Origin of the sequence: Rubidibacter lacunae KORDI 51-2 (assembly GCF_000473895.1) — a bacterium.
In the GTDB taxonomy this organism is placed as follows: Bacteria; Cyanobacteriota; Cyanobacteriia; order Cyanobacteriales; family Rubidibacteraceae; genus Rubidibacter; species Rubidibacter lacunae.
This window is the reverse complement of sequence record NZ_ASSJ01000076.1, coordinates 1-20,408: the sequence shown is the minus strand read 5'-3', so window position 1 is coordinate 20,408 and position 20,408 is coordinate 1. Positions and strand designations below refer to the sequence as shown.

14 protein-coding genes are annotated in these 20,408 nt (G+C 55.6%); 10 read left to right on the top strand and 4 right to left on the bottom strand.

All coding sequences use genetic code 11. From position 1 onward, the window contains the following. Window positions 1-785 precede the first annotated feature (785 nt). Complete coding sequence (locus KR51_RS13150; RefSeq protein ID WP_022608503.1) at window positions 786-2,219, bottom strand: sensor histidine kinase; 1,434 nt, start codon at window positions 2,217-2,219, stop codon at window positions 786-788. A gap of 296 nt (window positions 2,220-2,515) precedes the next feature. Here KR51_RS13150 and KR51_RS13145 point away from each other — a divergent pair, with 296 nt between their 5' ends. Then, complete coding sequence (locus tag KR51_RS13145) at window positions 2,516-2,845, top strand: DUF3155 domain-containing protein (protein WP_022608502.1); 330 nt, start codon at window positions 2,516-2,518, stop codon at window positions 2,843-2,845. Between the two features lie 200 nt (window positions 2,846-3,045). Here the strand turns inward: KR51_RS13145 and KR51_RS13140 are convergent, their stop codons facing one another. Together KR51_RS13140 and urtA are read right to left on the bottom strand one after the other, a co-directional pair. Then, on the bottom strand, window positions 3,046-3,915 hold the full coding sequence (locus KR51_RS13140; RefSeq protein WP_022608501.1) for a sulfotransferase family protein: 870 nt from the start codon (window positions 3,913-3,915) through the stop codon (window positions 3,046-3,048). A 285-nt stretch (window positions 3,916-4,200) separates the two neighbouring features. Further along, on the bottom strand, window positions 4,201-5,523 hold the full coding sequence (gene urtA, locus KR51_RS13135) for an urea ABC transporter substrate-binding protein (RefSeq protein WP_022608500.1): 1,323 nt from the start codon (window positions 5,521-5,523) through the stop codon (window positions 4,201-4,203). A gap of 1,300 nt (window positions 5,524-6,823) precedes the next feature. On the opposite strand from urtA, the gene KR51_RS13125 reads away from it, so the two are divergent. The 8 genes from KR51_RS13125 to KR51_RS13090 all read left to right on the top strand — a co-directional run bounded on the left by KR51_RS13125 (window position 6,824) and on the right by KR51_RS13090 (window position 18,914). Next, window positions 6,824-7,780 carry an NAD(P)/FAD-dependent oxidoreductase gene (locus KR51_RS13125; protein WP_022608497.1) on the top strand — a complete coding sequence of 319 codons (957 nt, stop codon included), beginning with the start codon at window positions 6,824-6,826 and terminating at the stop codon, window positions 7,778-7,780. Between the two features lie 1,345 nt (window positions 7,781-9,125). Further along, window positions 9,126-10,211 carry a response regulator gene (locus tag KR51_RS13120; protein WP_022608496.1) on the top strand — a complete coding sequence of 362 codons (1,086 nt, stop codon included), beginning with the start codon at window positions 9,126-9,128 and terminating at the stop codon, window positions 10,209-10,211. Beyond that, complete coding sequence (locus KR51_RS13115; protein ID WP_022608495.1) at window positions 10,208-10,573, top strand: response regulator transcription factor; 366 nt, start codon at window positions 10,208-10,210, stop codon at window positions 10,571-10,573. The genes KR51_RS13120 and KR51_RS13115 overlap by 4 nt, the downstream gene beginning before the upstream one ends. Before the next feature lie 69 nt (window positions 10,574-10,642). Further along, window positions 10,643-11,134 carry a chemotaxis protein CheW gene (locus KR51_RS13110; RefSeq protein ID WP_022608494.1) on the top strand — a complete coding sequence of 164 codons (492 nt, stop codon included), beginning with the start codon at window positions 10,643-10,645 and terminating at the stop codon, window positions 11,132-11,134. Beyond that, the gene (locus KR51_RS20305) at window positions 11,131-13,827 is read left to right on the top strand and encodes a methyl-accepting chemotaxis protein (protein WP_022608493.1); all 2,697 of its coding nucleotides are present in this window, start codon (window positions 11,131-11,133) and stop codon (window positions 13,825-13,827) included. The genes KR51_RS13110 and KR51_RS20305 overlap by 4 nt, the downstream gene beginning before the upstream one ends. 33 nt (window positions 13,828-13,860) lie before the next feature. After that, complete coding sequence (locus KR51_RS13100; protein ID WP_022608492.1) at window positions 13,861-16,596, top strand: hybrid sensor histidine kinase/response regulator; 2,736 nt, start codon at window positions 13,861-13,863, stop codon at window positions 16,594-16,596. 129 nt (window positions 16,597-16,725) lie between these two features. Next, window positions 16,726-16,938: a hypothetical protein gene (locus tag KR51_RS13095; protein ID WP_232214612.1), complete on the top strand. Its 213-nt coding sequence runs from the start codon at window positions 16,726-16,728 to the stop codon at window positions 16,936-16,938. Window positions 16,939-17,459: 521 nt separating this feature from the next. Continuing rightward, window positions 17,460-18,914: a polysaccharide biosynthesis/export family protein gene (locus KR51_RS13090; protein WP_022608490.1), complete on the top strand. Its 1,455-nt coding sequence runs from the start codon at window positions 17,460-17,462 to the stop codon at window positions 18,912-18,914. Window positions 18,915-19,514: 600 nt separating this feature from the next. Here the strand turns inward: KR51_RS13090 and KR51_RS13085 are convergent. Then, the gene (locus KR51_RS13085; RefSeq protein WP_022608488.1) at window positions 19,515-19,802 is read right to left on the bottom strand and encodes a YggT family protein; all 288 of its coding nucleotides are present in this window, start codon (window positions 19,800-19,802) and stop codon (window positions 19,515-19,517) included. 167 nt (window positions 19,803-19,969) lie between these two features. On the opposite strand from KR51_RS13085, the gene psbX reads away from it, so the two are divergent. Further along, window positions 19,970-20,092 carry a photosystem II reaction center X protein gene (psbX, locus tag KR51_RS13080; RefSeq protein WP_022608487.1) on the top strand — a complete coding sequence of 41 codons (123 nt, stop codon included), beginning with the start codon at window positions 19,970-19,972 and terminating at the stop codon, window positions 20,090-20,092. Window positions 20,093-20,408: the final 316 nt, after the last annotated feature.

Below are 20,408 nucleotides of genomic sequence, written 5' to 3'. Positions count from 1 at the left end.
CCACGCTGTTCTCCAACAAATTCGTCGCTCCGAACGCTCGATCTCAAAGTTCGATTCTTATTAGTGTGTCAAATTACTTTGCTTACGCACCGGCTGTTGGCAGGTCTGATACAGATTGTCGCGATCGCCTGTCCGGACTACAAATCTAAGTAGCGGTAGATCCTAGACTGATTGCCATGACAGACTTAGCAAATTGGCATAACTTACTAGAGTTTCCGCAATAATCGGGTTTCCTCTCCATCAATCTCAACTTTAGCGAGCACGAAAGTACTGCCTGCCGCACTCACCAAAGATTTGGACGGATTTAAGTAGCTAGGTCTAGAAGATTGGGCAAAAGCAGCTACTTTTAACTGCTACGGGTGGATAACCGGTAGAAACATTTTTTTAGCCCCGGGGATAGGCAAGGGAGAGTCTTCGATAGACCTGGTTTAGATCCAGACGAGCTCTGCCGCGCGATTGCCGCGCTGCCAGAGTACCAACAACAGATTGTTGCAGAGCGCTTGTTGGTGTAGGCGATCGACGCAGCTACAACATCTTTCCGGCCTGGCGATTGGCAGCGCTCTTGCTCCAATTTACCGGCTGTTGCGAAAGCCGATGAGATTGGGCTGACCGCAATCGAACTCTGTCGCGATCGCCCTGAGGCATTCCAAGGAGCTCTGTTGCCCTCGTCGCTAATGCCGCACCTGAATCGCCCCTGACTATCTGCAATCGTGTCTGCTGCTGCCGAGTGCTAATTGGGAAGCAAACGCGGGTGAGGGCAGGTGCATTCTGCGGCAGCATCCCCGTCAGGGGGCAACGGACGGGTTGCCCTCATCTCTTCTACTTTCGGGCAGCCACACGATAAATGTTGTTCCTGAAGGATTGCCGGCTGCATCCGTTCCCGTGGGACTGACAAGTTGAATCCATCCGTGCATCTGGTCTACAAGTTCCTTTGCGATCGCCAATCCCAATCCGCTGCCAGGAATGTTGCCGGTCGATTGCACCCCACGGTAGCGCCGTTCGAAGATATGCTCTTGGTCTGCCGTTGGGATGCTCGGCCCGTCGTCGCCAATGGCAATTCCCTGGAAGTTGACGTCGTTGGGCGGGAGCAATCCGGCGCGCACATCAACCGCACCGCCATCGAGTGCGTATTTAACAGCATTATCTAGGATGTTGCTGATGACTTCCCGTAGAGCCCGAGCATCTGCTCGTGCAGGGGGCAAGCAGTCGGGAACATTATATTTTAAGGAGATCCCGCGCTCCTGCGCGATCGCTTCGGCTGCCGACAGCAACGGTGAGAGAATCGCGGCCACGTCGACAGGCACTAGGGTCAGCCCGGGCAGCAAGTACGTAGCGACAGCCTCTGATTCCTCAACATCAGTTGGGTCCATCGCTTCGGTTGCTATTGTCGCTAGTGCTGGGGGAGCGCCTGTATCTATTGCCGGGGAAGCGCCACCCTCCGAGACCGCTTCTTGAGCCATCGCGTCAACATAATGACCGAACTGTCCGAATAGTTCCTGCAGGCGATCGCTCTCGCGACCAATCGCTGCAGCGATCGAGAGATTCCGCGCGCGGGCTGCTGCGTCGGGGGCAGCACCGTCCAACCGCCGGACGAGTAACTTCCCAAACGTGCGCAAGGCCGCCAGCGGATTGCGCAATTGGTGCAGTAGGTCGTCGAGACGATCGCCATGTCGTTGCTGGCGGCGTTGCAGATCCTGCAGGGTTTGCTCGCAATGTCCCCGCCGTTGGTCCATTGCACCGGCTAGTGCTAGGGTATCCGCCGTCCGCTCCAAACGGGCGAACTCCCGATCGCCCCAGTCCCGGTCCTCGCGCCCGACCACTAAAATTCCGAGTACTGCATCTTTGTAAAGCAGCGGTAGGACGAGTTGGCGATCGGTGTCGGCAGCGGGCCCGGTTGCCGCGCGTTCGCGCTCGGTATTGGTAGCTGCAGGCAGCGATCGCCTGGCGGCAGTGAGTAAACGCGTAGTTGGCAGCAGTTTGTCGTCGTCGACACCATCTGCAGCAGGCAGTAACGGCAGGCGATCGGCTTCGCGAGCCGGTGCAACCTCGGGGTAAGAGGTAATGGGAATGAGCTCGCGGGCACCCGCTTTGGGTTCGCAAGCAAGGTAGACAGCCCCGCGTGCTGCCCCTAAATCCTGCACCAGCCCAACAAGCTGCGATTGGCACAACGAGACAAATTCGGAGCTGGCAGAGAATAGCGTGCGATTGAAACGAGTCACAAACCGATGAGCCTAACTGGCAATAACGCTAGGACTGACAAGACTTTATTCCCCGGCAAACAAGCACCATAAACGCTCGCGATCGATGCGGCAAGTTGTTACGATTTGTTAAAATTTCTCGATGTGAATTTTGGCTTCATCTTATCTTAAGCTTCTCAAAGTTCCGTTGTAGCAGGCGCTACGGACAATGTTCTTGCTTGTAACAAGGGGATTGATCTTTACAGTTGAGTCTGGTTATACTACTCGCGAAGTTTGTAACCGCCACTACAAACTCATAGGGTAAAGGAGGTAGGAACTTGGCAAGGAAACGCAAGCGCAAGAGCCGTCGTCGTCAGGAGGGACGGAAGATTCTCGCCCTAGTCCCGCAATACAACATCGAGAGCGGGGAAGACAAGCCGGTTACGGCAGCACGTAAGTACATCGCTACACAAGGTATAGCTCCCCCGGCATTGCTAGTCGTCCGTCGCAACGAACATACTACCGACCGATATTTCTGGGCTGAGAAAGGGCTGTTTGGCGCCCAGTACGTGGAGGAGAACCACTTTCTCTTCCCGAGCCTGCAGTTTGTGAAATCGCTTGAAGAAGAAGTCAAGGAAGTTGCCGTCGTGGGTGCAGCACGTAGTTAACATTCTTATTTCCCGCGCTAGGGTTCCAACCTCCGTACTAGTTTGCGATCGCTTGCTATGTCCGCCCCGTGCGGGCACTCATTATATGAAGGGGGAGGGCGGCAAAACGGCTTTTCATCTTAAGCTTTCCGAGCTCCCTCGTCGGGCCCGCTCTTTTGAAATTCAGCTATTGACCTGCTGCTTCGTCGATCGGCTGGGTGTTAAGTAACCCAGTTTGGGACTGCCGTCCGCGCGGTTTCTTTAAAGGTGGAGCAAGTTAAGGATAATCCCAACCATTCCCCTAGGATTTCCAGGTCTGCATCGAATAAGCTTTCAAGGTCGATGATAACCTGTGGGTCGAGCTTGGGTTGAGTCTTCAATGTCCACGATCGCCGCACGCGATTGCGCCACGTTTTAGGAACTAGACGCCGACGCAATTCTGTTAAGAGCGGATTGTCTAAGAGGAACTGGCGGAGCGGGGTGCGCCGCCAGCGCTCTTTGGAAACATTTTGGGCGTCGAGGTCAGCCCATGTGGGGGTACCGCGATAGTCGAGGAAGTGGCAGATGCGAGTGAGTTCGTCTTGCGGGGCGCTGAGCAGACGCTCGAAAAAGACGGGCAGAATGCGATCGCGGCCCAAGGTGTCGCGATAGGGTTGCAGCTGGTAACTGTAGCGGCTATATGCGACTAATTCGGGGTGTTTGAGAACGGCGACGTTAATGTCGGTATCGGCGGCGATCGCCCCTACGCTCCATTCATGTGCGTACTGGGAAACCAGGCGTTCGATCGGATGGCGCATGATATAGACGAGCTTGATCTCCGGCAGGGATGCGTGCATGCGCCCGACGGTCTGCGGATAGGTCGGGAGTTTAGTGTAGTGAGTGCTGGATTCGCCGCAGAGATCGCCCGGTGCGGCAGCAGCAAAGAGCGAGCAATACCAACCCCATCCGCGCGCGTAGTGCTGGTCGTCGCTAAAAAAGTCAGGTTCCTTGGGGTCGGTCATGAAGATGCCGGGTTGTCGTGCCAGTTGCTCGTGTAGCGAACTGGTGGCGCACTTCATGGCTCCGATAATGATGAAGTCCGGTTGACGCATGTCAGCGAAGGCGAGTTCGAGATAAGCCAGAATGCCTCATCCTACCGTTGATGCTTCTCGGCGGCTAGAACCTCCCATTCCCTTTGCTGAGGAGGTTCAAAAGAATTTCATACCTGTAACTTAGAGCCAATTATTGACAGTCACAGAGACAGTCAACAGCAATCGATGAGCGGGTTGGACGCGAAGAAATTACTACGACGGTTATGCTTGCGGGCGATCGCGGTACGATGGTGCAACCGCAACATTTCGTATGATCTGCCGACGCCCTCCCGTGCTGCAAGGCGTTCATGTGTTGTCGGGGATATCTTCGGGGCGGTACTTACCGCCAAGGCTCGGATCGGACCAGTCGCACTTAAAGCCTTTTGATGTCGGTACAAAATCGTTCCAGGGCTTAGGCTCCACGGGGTCATCTGAATAAACAATTTCGAAAAGACCGTCCGGGCGAACTTTTCCAATGCGGACAGCTTTCTTGAGGTGATGGTTGGCATTGATGGTGACCGGACCTTCCGGAGCGTCGAAGGTCTGACCGATCGCGGCACGGCGAACGGCAGCAATGTCGTAAGCGGTTTGAGCCTTTTCCACAGCTTGCTTCCAGAGGTACACCATAATGTACGCTGCTTCCATCGGGTCGGTCGTCACGCGATCGCTGCCGTAGCGCGCTTGGAAATCGGAAACCCACTGGCTGTTTCGGGGCGTATCGACAGTCTGGAAATAGTTCCAGGCAGCATAATGGCCGATCGAGTATTCGACGCCGATCTGCCGGACTTCTTCCTCAGCGATGCTGACCGACATGACCGGATGGGTATCGGGACCGAGCCCCGCCTCGCGCAGCTGACGGAAAAATGCCACGTTGCTGTCGCCATTAAGGGTATTGAAGATGACGCCGCCTTGGGGAAATGTCTCCTGAATTGCCGTCACGATTGCTGCGACATTGGTGCTCCCGAGCGGTAAATACTCCTCGCCCACAACCTCGCCGCCCTTCTCCTTCAATTGCTCGCGAACGATCGCGTTTGCCGTCCGCGGAAATACGTAATCCGAGCCGACTAGGAACATTCGAGTGCCCTTGTTCTCCAACAGCCATTCGACAGCAGGCTCAATTTGTTGGTTGGGTGCCGCACCCGTGTAGAAAATATTCTGCGAGCATTCCTGCCCTTCATACTGGACCGGGTACCAGAGCAGGTGATCGCGCGACTCGAACACCGGCAGCACCGCCTTGCGGCTAGCCGACGTCCAGCAACCGAAAACCGTCGCCACGCGATCCACATCGATCAGCTTTGCTGCCTTAGCTGCAAACTGCGGCCAGTCCGACCCCCCATCTTCTTCGAACACATCGAGCTGCTTTCCGAGCACGCCGCCAGCTGCATTGATTTCCTCGATCGCCAAGCGCTCGGCATCGACCACTGCGGTTTCGCTGATGGCCATCGTACCGCTGAGCGAATGCAGCAACCCGACGCGGATGCCAGCATCGCTGCCTGAAGGTTTCGGCTTCGGGGCAGATTGCACCTCTAGCGAGTTGCTGTTAGCGTTACAAGCTTTTAACAACATGCTGGTGCCGGCAGTTGCCATGCCATATCCCAGAAACCGACGGCGGTTAATACGTATGACCACAGTAGTCTTCCCTTCTACGAGCCTGCATGAAATCGATCGAAACAAGCGAATCTCAAGTAAATCTTAGGGTAAAAACAACGGATGCGAACTGGCATCCATGAGCTTGATTTAGAGCTGAATAAACGGTCTCCAAACTAAATACGTAATCTCCCGGATTGCAAAGCGTATTTTTTCTGAGCTACGAAGTGAAAACTCCGAGAATTTACATAGCCTAAGATAAAAATCGATCGCAAAGCAGGATCGGTTTTTTCTCGCCGTATCGAATATTCATCTAGTTATTCTGCAAGAAAAATTTAGCTTCTATGTCCAGGCAGAATCCTGCTTTGACTTCTTTCCAGATCGTCCAAAGCCATTTCTGGCATGAGTTTAGAGAGTGCCTGTAAAAATAAGGATTAAACCACGAGTCGAGTCAGCATTAACGGCAACTTCGTCAAGTAAATCACTGCTTCGCTCTCAGCTATTTTCCGGTCGTAGTCCTTGATGAACCGACGCTGTTTCCCCATTGCAGCAAGGTTCTTGGCACTACCTATCCCCGGAGCTGCACCACAAAACCCTCTTACTTTCGGCACACTACTATCAAGCTGATGCCTAAGGCTTAAGCCCTTGCATCCAGCTTTTGCTGACGGCATTATCGCCAGCGTTATCCACGCCGCCAGCCAGAAAGTGCAATTCGCTCACAACCAGGAAGTCGCTATTGCAAAGACTAAGCTGGGAGGCTGTGAAGGAAGATTTGCAAGAGCGTCTGGGCGCGCTTGCTCGTTGAAGCAGCAGCTCTACGATTCGCTTCTCTCTGACATTCAGCCAGTTAAGTGACTCAGCACTGTTAAACATTGGCGCACGGGTACGAGCGATCGCGTTCGGAGCCAACCTTGCTTCGAGTATTGCTAGGGAGGAAGGTGGAAGGACTTGGCTTTACAGAACTCCGCGCACGGGAAACCTGCAACAAACCATTGCTTGAACATAAGTATCTAACCGCGCATCTTACCCTAGAGCAACACATTCTGGGCGGCCGAACAACAGCTATTTAAGTTACTTTACAGTTTGCCTCAGCAGCAGGAACCACTTTACTTAACACCCACTTCTTGGTCGATTGAAGTTGTGTTGCCGAGATCGCAATTTTTTTGACGATCCGTGCGAACGACTCCACTGCCTGCAACACTCACTTACACGAGCTTTCTAGCGTCTTCTGCATTAGTAGATCGATGCACGTCGATTTTTATCGCCAAAAGTCCGCCAGTAAGAAGCTAGGGTACTCATGTATACTCAAGCTCTAGGAAGAACATTTTGAGGGTCAAGGGTTTTGGAAGTTTATGGGTTTGATGTGGTTATCGTTGGCGGGGGTCCAGCAGGGTGCAGTTGTGCGATATATACATCGCGTGCTGATTTAAAGACAGTCGTCCTTGACAAGAACCCAGCAGTGGGAGCGTTAGCCATCACCAATAAGATTGCCAATTATCCAGGAGTGGTAGGTCATACCAGCGGAAATGAATTACTCGATATAATGCGAGAGCAGGCTATCTCCTTTGGAGCCTCCTATCGTCGAGCCCAAGTATTCGGCATTGAGGCAAAAGGAGGATTGAAAAAAGTTTACACTCCCGAAGGCGTATTTGTTGGACGAGCGCTGGTTCTAGCCACGGGTGCTATGGGTCGCAAAGCTTCAATTCGGGGTGAATTAGAGTTTTTAGGACGGGGCGTAAGCTACTGCGCAAGACGCGATGGTGCTTCTTACCGCCAGAAAGAGGTTGTCGTTTCCGGACTTAACTTAGAGGCAGTTGAGGAAGCACAGTTTTTAACGAAGTTTGCATCCACCGTTCACTGGTTGACGAACAAGGACCCGCAGCAGAAAGACGTCCATGTTCGGTCACTACTGAATCAGCCTAATTTGAAGCATTGGAACTTCACTCGCCTGCTTTCAGTTGAAGGCAATGAGGCAGGGGTTACAGGTGTTTCGATTAAAACCAGGGGAGAAGCGGACCCAGTTTTCTTGCCGGTGAAGGGGGTGTTCGTATACCAAATTGGCTCGAGACCGATCACAGACTTCATTGGCGGACAAGTAGCACTTAATGAGGGTGGAGGTGTAAAGGTAGATGATACGATGATGACTAACGTAGAGGGAGTATGGGCAATTGGCGAAATCCGAAATACGCCGTTTAAGCAGGCAGTGGTAGCAGCAGGAGATGGTTGTGTGGCAGCAATGGAGATCGATCGATTACTCAACAAACGCAAAGGGATCAGACCAGACTGGGATCATTCCTAGCTGCGAAAGTCTACAAACAGGTCACGGGTCAGAGGCACGAAGAGTCGCTACTGTTCCAAGCCGTCTTTCTAAGAGGAATTCCAGAGCAACCTGAAGCGCCGAACTGCAGTCCGCTGCATCGCTTCCACCCAAGCGAGCTCGAGCAAATTCCTGTCTTGCTTCGTGGAGCATAACTGATATGTTGTGGAGACGATCTGGAGAAGTTGGACCTAACTTCACTGCTTTTCGTCGGCAGAGATGAGCACTGCCTCAAGAGCTGTCTGACTCATCAGTATCCTGGCAAAGGGACCGGATTCTTTCCGGTCTTCGTGTTGGCGAACCCGTTGGGGATTCATTTTCAGTATCTTCACTGTTACTAGGCTCTGGACAAAAACAGCTCGATGGTGAGAGAAAAGAAATGGACTCTAGGATGAACGCATAGCCATGTCAGCCCCAAAACGCCCCCGGTCCGGTTGCGAGGCACCCAGTCCAAGCCGGTTCGGCAACTACCCTTCGATGTGGTGCGCTTTTGCGTTCGCGACGACACGAGCAACCCGTTCTGAGCCCCGATGGGGCTGATGCTTGCCGGGACCGCGGGCTGACCTTTCTCGGGCGCACCAGGACTACCAGCTGTACTGTCAACGATTCGGGCAAGAGCGCCCTTCCGGTTTCTCGAGCACCCCCCCACTGCTGACTACGGCGTTCCAGACGCCGGAGGTGGGTCGAAAGGTAAACTGAGGCGATTGAGCTGTGTGGCACAAGGTCAGTTGTGAGCGGGGCGGCACTTGCTTAGTATTTTCCGGTGCCTTGGCTACGGTCTGCTTAAGTCCAGGAGACGTGAGTGTGCAAATAATCTGCAGGTGACTTGCGCGGGTGCCCGCGCCGCCGACATAGTTGGGGCAACGGCGAGCAAAATCCCGAGGTCGGACAGCTAAGACAAATATGCTGTTTCGTAAGAGCTCCCCGGTGATGAAGAGTCATCCATCGCGGTGCCGTTGAGCGAAGTAAACAGCGTCAACTTCAGCCAGCGTTATTAAATGGTACTGATGACCTTACTGAGCCGACTGCAGTGACGTTATCGTTTGTCAAAGTCCAGTATATTTACGGGTACTCTCTAAAGCTGGTTGTGGTTGATGCAGCAAAGTGGTTTATATTCGGCTAAAGTCAATATTTGCACTATGCGTCTTTACGATTAGAATGATATTTGCATTTCGTAAGCGAGATAACACTTCTGTACGTTTTTTTACGGATAGGGTGATATGGGATGCAGAAGACGTAGACCTTTTCGCTCGCGACCCAGCTCTTTATGACAGCTGTCACAAGTGCCGCCGCGAATGTACTTCTTAGTTCGTCAGCCACAGCAGCAATGAAAGCTTTGCACGAGATCGTTGCCAAGCGTCAGTCTGGGTGTGTGACCTTAGGCGATCCTAAGTGTGGCGTTTCGGCATGGAAAATTTATGTTGGCGCCGGGAAAATTCATTACGCAACAGCAGCCTTTGGTTGTGAAGAGCGACTGCCCTATCTGCTCGAGCGATTCGGGATTGCTGTCGACTTCAAACAGCTAGCAGCGGCTCCGTCCGACTACAATTTCCTTTGTAAGTTATGGCGGACAGAGGTGCTGTCGCTCCAGCAGCTTCGTCGCTTGTTGTACCTGGTGACACAGGAAGCGCTGATTCACTGCGCTGCGCTACCGCCCGTCAAAATAGATATCTCGAGGAGGCTGGGACTCGATCCAATCTTGATTGCGCTGCCTCTTCCGGACACGATCGCTCCGGTTCGGCAATCAGTTGGGAGATGGATGCAACTTCACGGCGATGTAGAGTCACCGCTGCAACGCTTCCATACGCGCGAACCACAGCAGCTCTACCACGAACTGCTCACCTACGCTGCTAAAGACGACGACTACATTCGGACGCTGCTCCCCGCCCTACGCCAGCAACAATGTCTCTACAGCATTGCTCGCGCGCTTAGAGCCGACCCGCTGGCGATCGCGAGTGACTTACAACCCTGCATTCGCTCGGGAGCGATTGACGTTCTCCCCTACTCGGCAACTGCATCAGCAGTCAATCGCCCCACCATTGCCTGTATCGACGACAGCCATACCGTTCAACGCCAAGTCAGGCTCGTGCTGGAAGCAGCGGGTTATCGCGTATTGGGGCTGACCGACCCCGCGCGGGCGCTCAGCATCCTTGCCCGCGAACGGCCGGCACTCGTGTTGATGGACATCACCATGCCCGACATTAGCGGCTACGAATTATGTAGACTGTTGCGCCAGTCGAGTTTATTGAGCGCAGTGCCAATCGTCATGCTGACCGGTCGCGACGGCGCAATCGACCGCCTGCGAGCGCGCATGGTCGGCGCAAGCGACTACCTTACGAAGCCGTTTGACCCTCAACGCTTGCTAAGCTTGGCGAAGCATTCGATTGCATCTGGAGGGAAAGACGCACCATGAAAACCGTTTTCGTCGTTGAAGATAGTCGCGCCGAACAGCGTTTGATTGTCTCGCTGCTCCAGCAAAGCGGGTATAATGCCATGCCCTTTGATTCTGCAGAGGCTGCCAAGCAGGGGTTGGTCGCTGGGAGCGCTCCCGACTTAGTCGTCTTGGACATCGTGATGCCGGGCTCGAGCGGGTTAGATTTGTGCCGCTATCTGCGCGAAACGCCCCAGTTTGCCGACATCCCGGTCGTGTTCTGTTCGTCCAAAGATCAGGACTTCGATCGCTTTTGGGCGCTGCGTCAGGGTGGGAACGCTTATATTACCAAACCCTTCACCCCCAAGGAACTGCTCCAAGTCGTTCGCCAACAGCTTCCTTAGCCTCAGACTGTCGTCACTTGCGTCGACTTCTTGCCGCCTGCAGCGCCGCTGCCACTCTGTCGTACTGCCATGCCTACTACCGATTATTTCCAACTCGAACTTGCATCTGGCGTGCGCGTAGCGGCCGCGATCGCGTCCGTTGTGGAAGTGACTGGCTGCTCGCGCGGCGAAGTCTGTCCGTTGCCGGGTGTACCGAGCGCGCTGCTCGGCGTTCTCAACCAGCGCGGGCGACTGTTGTGGGTGCTCGACCTCGGGCGGCTATTGCGTTTACCGCCGACGAGTGAATTGCCGCGACCCCAGGACCGGTTGACGCTGGTTATCCTCGGCGATCGCCAGGGACGCGCGCGCCTTGGCTGTGTGGTTGTCGCGCTGCGGGGTGTTGTCGGGCTCGACCGCGAGCAACTTAAGCCGCCACCCGCGCGCCTGCAAGCTGACGTGCGCCCGCTCGTCAGCGGTATGGGCATAACGCCCGACGGTTTGATTGCCGCGATCGACGTCGATGCAATCTTGGCGTCTCTCCAGCACGTTTCTCCTGCGGTTTACTCACAGGTATCCCGATGACTAACGCTTCCGATTCCCCAAAACCTAACGGACAAATCAACGGGCAAGCTGCTGCCGCGTCTGCTCCCAGCGAACTCGATTACGACCGGCTCGTGACCCAAATCGGACAGGCAAACGCCCTGGAAGAAGCTGGCGAACTTGATGCTGCTAGACGGATTTATCAGTCGGTTGCGCGTGCCGATCCGGGCGGGGGGCTCGGGGCGAGTGCGCGCAAAGCCCTCGAAGCCTTGGATGTGGAACACGGGGTGGTTGATGCAGCAGCGCTCGAGCCTAGCGCGATGCTTGCTTCTGAAGTGGCTGCCGCTCCCGCTCCAGCCGCACCTCTGCGGCGCGGTTGGTTTAACAATTTGCCTATCGGTCAGAAACAACTGCTGACGCTGGGTGTTTCCGAGCTAATATCCCTGTCGCTAGTCGGTGTTAGTTCGCTGTTGCTGTATTTCGGCCTGCGCGATCGGCTCGTTCAACAAAGCGTTTCCGAGTTGGGGGTTGCCGAGATTTCTTACAACCTCCAAATCGACCAGATGGCCTTCGGCTTCCGCGGTCAGTCGGAAAACACGGCAATCGTTGAAGCGGCTGTCAGCGGTAGTGCCGGCGATGGGACGGTCAAAACCATCTTGCTTAGCGAAATTTGGAGCCGCGAAATCGAGTTTGCCACACTCGTTGATACGTCCGGACGCGTTGTGGTCGATGCAGGCCAACTCTCACCCGGCAGCGAGTTTAACCCGAATGGCTTGGTGGAGAAGGCCTTAAAAACCGGCGAGCAGATCAAAACTACCGAGCTTCTTTCCTATGAAGAACTTGCAGCCACGAGCGCGCGCTTAGCTGAATTGCGCGCTCGCGAACGAGGTGTCGATCCTGCCGACGCACCGGATTTTTTGGTGCGCTACACGGTCACGCCAGTTCGCGCGCCGAACTCGGAGATCGTTGGCGGGCTCGTCTCGGGCGATGTGGTCAAGCTGCCAGTCGCTGCTACGACCAACGAGTCTTTCGGAGACGGCTATAGTGCGGTGTATTTGGTGGCGCCCGACGACATGTTCGAACTGGAAACCTCGCAGCTGCTTCGAGCCGATCTCGGGAACGAGGAAGCCAGTATAGAGTCGCAAGCAAACTTTCCGATACCTGACGACACAACTATTCTGCAGTCCGCGATCGACGCACCGACCTCTCTCATCGACAATTTTTGGATCGATCTGGACAATCGAACCTATGCGGTAGCAGCCCAGGCAATCGTCAACAATGCTAATGAGCCTGTTGCCGTGCTCGTGCGCGGCACGTCGGTCGCTGCCCTCAACAAGGAACTGCAGCGATCGCTACTCTTCTTGCTCGGCGTCGCGGTCGTAGCTATTTTGGCTGACATGCTGTTGGCGCGCGGTATTGCTGGCGCGATTGCCCGCCCGGTAGGGATCTTGCGCGATACGACCCAACGATTTGTCACTGGCGATCGCGCCGCACGCGCGGCGGTCGTGTCCGGTGACGAGATCGGCGAATTGGCCGAATCATTCAACGAGATGGCTGATAGTATTACCGCTTCGGAAGCTGCCACGCTGGAGCAGTCGAACCTGCGGCAACAAGAAGCTAACTTCCAGCGCCAAGAACGCGAGCGCTTGCAGCAGAGTGTCCTACAGCTGTTACTAGAAATCGAAGCGGCGAAGCGTGGCGACTTAACAGTCCGCGCCAACGTTGAAGAAGGGGAAATGGGCTCTGTTGCTGACGCCTTTAATTCCACTATCAACAGCCTACGAGAACTGGTAACGCGCGTGCAGCTTGCCACCGACCGCTTGCAGCAATCCGCCGCCGAAAGCGCAGGGTCCGTGCAGTCTCTCTCGGGTGAAGCTATGACCCAAGCGCGCGCGATGACGGCAGCGCTGACCGCGGCCGAAGAGATGAGTCGCTCGGTACAGTCGGTGGCAGATTCGGCACAGGAAGCTGCGGCGATCGTGCGGCAGACTCGGGAGTCTACCCAAGCAGGCGAAGCGGCTATGGACCGCACCGTCGAGAACATCGATAACATCCGCTCGATCGCGGCGGCCGCCTCTAAGAAAACCAAGCGCTTGGCGGAGTCCTCGCAAGAGATCTCAAAAATTATCGGGATTATCTCTGGTATTTCCGAGAAAACGAACCTCCTGGCGTTTAACGCCTCGATTGAGGCCGCCCGCGCCGGCGAACACGGTCAGGGCTTCCGCATCGTTGCCGATGAAGTCCGCCGCTTGGCAGAACGAGTCACGTCTTCAGCGAAAGAAATCGAACAGGTGGTCGAGAGCATTCAAACCGAGACAGCAGAAGTGCTGCAAACTATGGAAGCGACCACGGAGGAGGTGGTTGCTGGCACGCAGTTGGTCAGCAGTACCAAGCAAAGTCTGCACCGCCTCGCAGAAATCGGGCAGACCGCGGACGAACTGTTGCAGTCGATTTCAGCCAGTGCCGTTTCTCAGGCACACACTTCTCAAACAGTGACTGGAGCGATGCAGCAAGTTGCCGGTATTGCTCAAACAACATCCGGTGAGTCGCAAACGGTGGCTGTCGCCCTGCAAGAACTGGTCGCATTGGCATCCGAGCTGCAGCAGTCGGTATCGAGATTCCGGATCGACGACTCACCAGCAGGCGCAGTGGCGGGAACGAGCGGGAGCGATCGCGTGGAGGGACCTTCCCGACCAGACGAGCAGGCAGCAACGCTCCAGTCGGCGCATCCGTAATCGATACGAGAGCTCAATCCGGAGGACGAGATTATGGTTCTGGATGCGAACAGTCTTGAAGCGATCGCGCGCGAAACCCGCAACTGTTTCCTGTTTGAGGACGCGCCCGACTACCAAGCCGAATTAACGGGCGGTCTCGCGCAGCTACAGACGGGGCAAAATACTGCAGCCGCGATCGCGAGTTTGATGAAAGCGGCACACTCGCTCAAGGGGGGAGCGGGCATCGCACAATTTCCCGAACTCAGTCGCCTGGCACATAAGTTCGAGGATCTGCTGGAAACGTTCGATCGCGTACCGGATCCGGATGCCGCCTACCGCCTCCTCGAGCGCGGCGTGGCTCAGATCGATGTCGCGCTTGCCGCTGCTGCCCGCGCCGATAGCAACGATCCGCTGGAAACGCCCGCGCTGACGTCCATCTGTGCGGAGTTCGATGCGTTCGTCCGGGCATTGCCGAGCGCGCCACCTCCCCAGTTAGCGGCTGCGGATGTCAGTAGTGCCAGACCCTACCCGCACGTCGTCAAAACCGCGCTGACCGTCGATCTAGAGGACTGCCTGCAGCGCGCGGACGCTGCCCTACAGTTGCAATTGTCAGTTGCCGAACTCGTCCCGGCGCTCCAGGGATTCTGCGACGAATGTGCCTTACTCGGCGAAACGCTCGAGCAGCAATGGCTTAGTGCCGCCGTACTGCCGCTGAGCAAAGCAACCGAGGCACGTCTGGCCGCCCTCCCTGCGATCGCCGGCAAGACAGTCGCTCACGTCCGCCAGCAACGCGATCGGGTCCTGAGTGCAATGGTCGAATCCGCATCGCCCGCATCTTCACCGGGAACGGCAGCAAAATCTGTCGCCAAAACTGTATCTGCAGCTGTAACAACAGCACCGTCGTCTGTTGCATCCCATCCGGCAGACGTGCCGGGGTTGCAGGCACGGATGCCGGTCGCGCGACTCGATCGCCTCAACAACACGCTCGGGGAACTACTCGTTGGCTACGAGCGCTTTGTTCTGTTCGGGGAGCAACTGCAGCAAACCAGCCTTTCGCTCAAGCGCCGTGCCGAGCAACTTGCTCCGATTAACGACCGCATTCAGACACTCTACGACCTCCTGGCAACGGACGCGCGCGTCAATCGCGCCGACGCGAATGGCGATCGCGAGAGGACGGCTGGAACGCGCGACGACTTCGACCCGCTGCAACTCGATCGCTACAGCGACCTCCACCAACCGCTCCAGGAATTGCAGGAGCTTATGGTGCAGGTCCAGGAAAACCGCGCCGACCTCGACGCGATCGACCGCGACTACCAAGAATCCCTTGAAGATCTGCGCGCGGCCCTCAGCCAGATGCGCTCCGACCTGACCGACGCGCGTCTCATCCCGTTTCGCACTGGCGTCGAGAAATTCGATACTGCCCTCCGCTCGCTCAACCAGCGCTACCAAAAAGATGCCGTCCTACAGGTCAGCGGTGAGGATACCCTCGTCGATCGCGTCGTCCTGGAACAGCTGCAGGCACCACTCAATCACCTCTTCCGCAATGCCTTCGACCACGGCATCGAAACACCTGCCGAGCGCATTGCCACCGGTAAACCCCCGACTGCGACTATCCGCCTGAGTGCCAACTTGCAAGGTAGCCGCGTAGAAATTGCGATCGCCGACGACGGCCGCGGTATCGACGAAGAGAAAGTTTGGCAAGCAGCGATCGCGCGGGGGGTGCACCCACCCACCCACCGTCCGTCCCGCCGCGAAATCCTCGACTGCATCTTTGCACCAGGACTGAGTACTGCCCGCGCCGCCACCGATCTTTCCGGGCGCGGAGTCGGTTTGGACGTCGTGCGCTTACAAGTCGAACGCCTGCGCGGTTCGGTGCGCGTGGATACCGAACTCGGGCGCGGCACGCGTTTCGTGCTCGCCCTGCCAGTCGCTCTAAGTATTCTGCCGCTGTTGCTGTGTCGGTCCCAACAACGCGCCTTTGCGATTCCGTCAAGCCAGGTTTTGAAAGCCATTAGCCTGAGCGGCAACCCCAACAGCAACTCGTACGACCGCGCTGCTCCAGACACGGCTCTGCTGCCCGAGATTCTCTGGGAAAACCGCAGGCTTCCGGTCAATTCGCTGGCTCAATTGCTTCCTTACGCCGAACCAAACGCGAGCAACGCCAGTCCGGCGTTTGTACTGGTGCTTGATGTTGGCGATACGCCTATTGCCGTCGCGATCGACGCCCTGGAAGCCGAGCGCGAACTCGTCCTCAAACCCTTCGACGGGACGGTCCCCGTCCCGCCCTACTTGTCTGGTTGTACCGTGCTGGGGTCGGGCGAAATCGTACCAGTGCTCAACCCAAGCTACCTCGGTGATTTGCTCGCGGGCGATTCCCCCGCATGGGTACCCTCTTCCCCACCCGCACCATCGGTTACCACCGTCCTGATCGCCGACGATTCAGTAGCCATACGGCGGTCGCTCGAGCGCATACTCGAGCAGTCGGGGTATCGCGTGGTTGCCTGTCGGGACGGGAAAGAAGCCTTAAGTGCCCTCGAACAGGCGCTCGAACCATTCGCTCTGGCGATTACTGACATCGAAATGCCCCAACTCGACGGCTTTGGGTTGTTGCAGGCGATCCGCGCCCACGCCCGCTGGCAAGATCTGCCCGTCGTGATGCTGACCTCACGCGACAATCCCCGCCATCGCGAGACAGCCCGACGTCTCGGTGCGACAGACTATTTCGGTAAACCGTTCCGACCCCAGGAACTCGTTGCCGCGATCGCCCGTTGGAGCAAACCTTCGAAGTAGTTGCGGTATCGGCGATCGCGGCCACCGATGGGCTCAGTCGTTAAGATTAGGGTATCGGGGCAATAATAAGCCACCTTAGTAAAAACGTTTTGCATCGACCGTAGGGGGTCCGATCTTATGCTCCCGCTGATGCCGATTGTTCTGCTCATCCTTGCGTTTGGCAGCACTCTTTGGTACCAACGCACGGCTAATGACATCTACCGCGCGTTAGCAGTTAGCTTAACTTTGCCCGGTCTGATCTGGGGCTTTGCGATCGCGCATTGGTCTATCCACCTCTTCGGTTTACTGCTGCTGCTCCGCTTTACGCGCCCGACCTATTGCAGCGCCTGTTCTGGTGACTAGCCCGCTTACCATGGCAGGACGATTCGGGATGCTTGAATCTTTATAATGCCATTGATCGAATAAGTTAAATATTTTCGGGTTCCGATACGCTTCAGTTCGGTCCCGATTCGAAAATTAACTGACGGTTTTTTCGGCAGCTTCTTTTTTGAGACAGCCCGAATTTCTCGCGAAATTTCCCAGCAAAATGGACTAAAACCAAGGAAGTTCTGCACGCCACTATCTCGCACTCATTGCAGAGACTGGACTGATGGTTTGAAGCACTCAAATCTGTCATCCACCGGATAGCAGAGCACGAAGATTTCGGCCGGACTCTCTCCGATCGCTAAATTCTATCCACCCGATCGGAAGTTGCGTCTGAAGCGCCGTCATCGTTATGCCAAGCAGGCGCTAGAAGCGAATCTAGTATTTTTGTTGGGAGCGATTTCTTGGATCTGCTAGACTTGGCTCGCAGTTGAGGTAGTCCGAGTGGTTCTTATACCCGAGGACGCAAGAGAACGGACACCAGCAAGGACAGTACTGCGATGAACGGACGACGAGTGATAGCTGCATCGGGGTTGATGTTGGTCGCGTGGTGGACGAGCGCGAGTACCACCCACGCTCAGAGCCTATCGCCACTAGCGTTTCCTGCCTCTCCGGACCAAGGAGTAAATGAAAATACGCAGCCGCGTGACTTCTTCGAACTTCCGGTGACCAGTGCAACCGAATTCGAGCGTATCGAGTCGCCGTATACGCTCGGTCCGGGAGACCTGTTACGGGTTGAGATCTTTAATGTGCCCGAATACAGTGGAACCTATCTGGTATCAGTGGATGGGACGCTTAGCGTGCCGATTATCGGGTCATTTGACGTAGAGAATTTGACGGTCCCCGAGGCAACAGAATTCATTATCGAACGGTTTACACCCGTCCTCCAGCAGCCGATCGTTACCGTCAGTGTGGCAACTCCGCGGCCGCTTAGAATTGCCCTCGGGGGCGAGATCGTTCGTCCCGGCACGTATACGGTTTCCCCCTTAAATGAAGGACAGTTCCCTAAGCTCAGCGACGTCATCAAGCAAGCCGGCGGACTGACGCAGGCAGCAGATGTCGGCGCGATCCAAATCCGGCGTTTCTTTCAAGGGCAAGAGCGTATCATCCTCGTCGATCTCTGGAAGTTACTCCAAGAAAGCGAACTCGCTCAAGATGTATCGTTGCGCGATGGCGATCGCATCTTTATTCCGGACCTCGACTCATTGAACCTCGCTCGCCAGCGCCGTTTATCTGCTGCGAGTTTTACCCCAATTGAGCAACAACCAATCGAAGTCTCGCTGGTGGGAGAAGTCTTTCGTCGCGGTCCCTTTTCTCTGCCTGGCGGCAGTCCGACCAACCCGGTAACCGTAACAGTAGCGATTGGTGAGGCAGGGGGGATTACGAACTTTGCCGACGTTCGCAACGTTGAGGTCCGGCGACTCACGAGTACCGGCGAAGAGCAGGTGATTCCGGTCGATCTTTGGAAACTCATCTCAGAGGGCGATCTCCGCCAAGACATCATCCTACAGGCCGGCGACGCGATCGTCGTTCCGCGCGCTGAGAATCAGAAGATCGATGAAGCTGAAGCGCTCGCTACGGCCAGCTTTGCACCTGAAACGATCTCCGTGAATATCGTTGGGGAGGGACGGGGCAGAGGAACGGTCCAAATTCCTGCAAATACCCCCTTGAGTCACGCCTTGATATCAACAGGAGGGTTCTCGAATCGGGCACGCCGCGGTTCTGTGAAACTAGTGCGTCTTAATCCCGACGGGACGGTCACGCGCAAGAAGTACAGCGTAGATTTCGACGCGCCGATTGACGACGAGGAGAATCCGCGTCTGCAAAACAACGACACGATTGTTGTGAGTCGCAGCATTTTTGCTTTAATCTCGGATTCTGTGGCATCCGTGCTCGACCCCGTTGGGCGGGTGTTCGCTGTCGGCCGCATCTTCAACGACAATCCGTTCGAGTAGCAAGTTCGTATCAAGGACGGGTCACTTGCTTTGCCTGAGAAGTTGGACGACCTATGGTGACGACCTATGGTATTGAAGCTGAACTTCGGCATCCCTACATTGGTTGGATCTGAGAGTCAGCTGCTTGAAGCTCTGCCGTATCAAATCTGCATAATCACTTTCATGCCGAATTTGGAGGGCGTTCATCACATCCAGCTTCCTCAATATCGGACACCGAGATGAATGGCAGTGACTGAAGCCAAAACCCAGTTGCAAGAGGGGTTGAGGGCTTGACATCTTTGCTCCGGCAACCTCAGCTCAACAGCAGGATAAGGGTGGAGATCGGCTCAGGACCTTGCCGTAATGTTCCGAACAACACAGGAGGACCGCTGCTCACGCGCCTAAAATCCCAACCTGGATTAGTTCTCGTGGATTCGAGCTTCCTGAAGTCAGTGCCATAAGGCAGAGTTATTCGACACCGAGATGTTTCGCCGATTATTTTTCAGTAGTGTTTTGGCGGATTCTATATCGAGCTGAAAAGTTACGGTTGGCACCTTCCAAGTCGAAGCTTTGAAGCATTCTGCGGCGATCGCGACCCGAAGAGTTTGGACTGGCGCGTCACTAGTGCAACGCCATCGTCAGCAAACCTTGCTGACCTAACAGCAGTTCGCGCAACAGCGTACAGATGCCTACCCAGATAACGGGGGAGATATCGACACCGCCGAGGGGCGGGATGACTTTACGAACGGGAATCAGCAGCGGTTCGGTCGGCAGTGCCACCAACACAAACGGGAAGCGACGCAAGTCAGCCTGAGGGTACCAGGTCAGGACGATGCGAAAGATAAAGGCGATCGCCAGCAACCCGAACAGGAGGTTGAGGCTCAGAAGCAAGATACCGGTGGATGCCATCGGACGGAATGTAGTGACGGTAAGCGTTTGTACTCGGAATCGATTTTAGCGCCCGCCGCGCGGCCGGCAGCTTCTCCGACACACACCCTGACTTTTGGCAGGAGAGCCTCTAAAATCAATTAATAAACGCGAACGGAACTTTACATTTAACGAGGTTTGTAGCTCCCATGACTCCGTCTCTGGCTAACTTCCTTTACAGCCTGCTGGCTGGTACGCTCATTGTGGTCATCCCGGCGACAATTGCCCTTTCCTTCATCAGCTGGAAAGATCGCATCCGCCGCTCCCGGTAAAATTCGACCGGATATACACTCCCTTTACGAACGGCAAAGCTCCTCAGATCGCAACCTGGGGAGCTTTGTTTTAACGTTGGTGCCGGCTTCGCTTGCGCTGGAGCTGCCCTGGGAGCTGCATCCACCTGAGTCGCAGATGCTTATGACCCGCTACATCGGGCTTGCTGAAAAAGGCTGGAATTGTTTCAGCGAGAAGGTTCCAGCGTTTTTTGCGTCTGAGAAGTGCAAGGTTATGGTTGCTAGAGCCTCAAAACCCTTGCACTTGAGCCGAGATCTAGGGGCGAAAATCTGGGGCTAGATGGCGAAAGCCTGATTT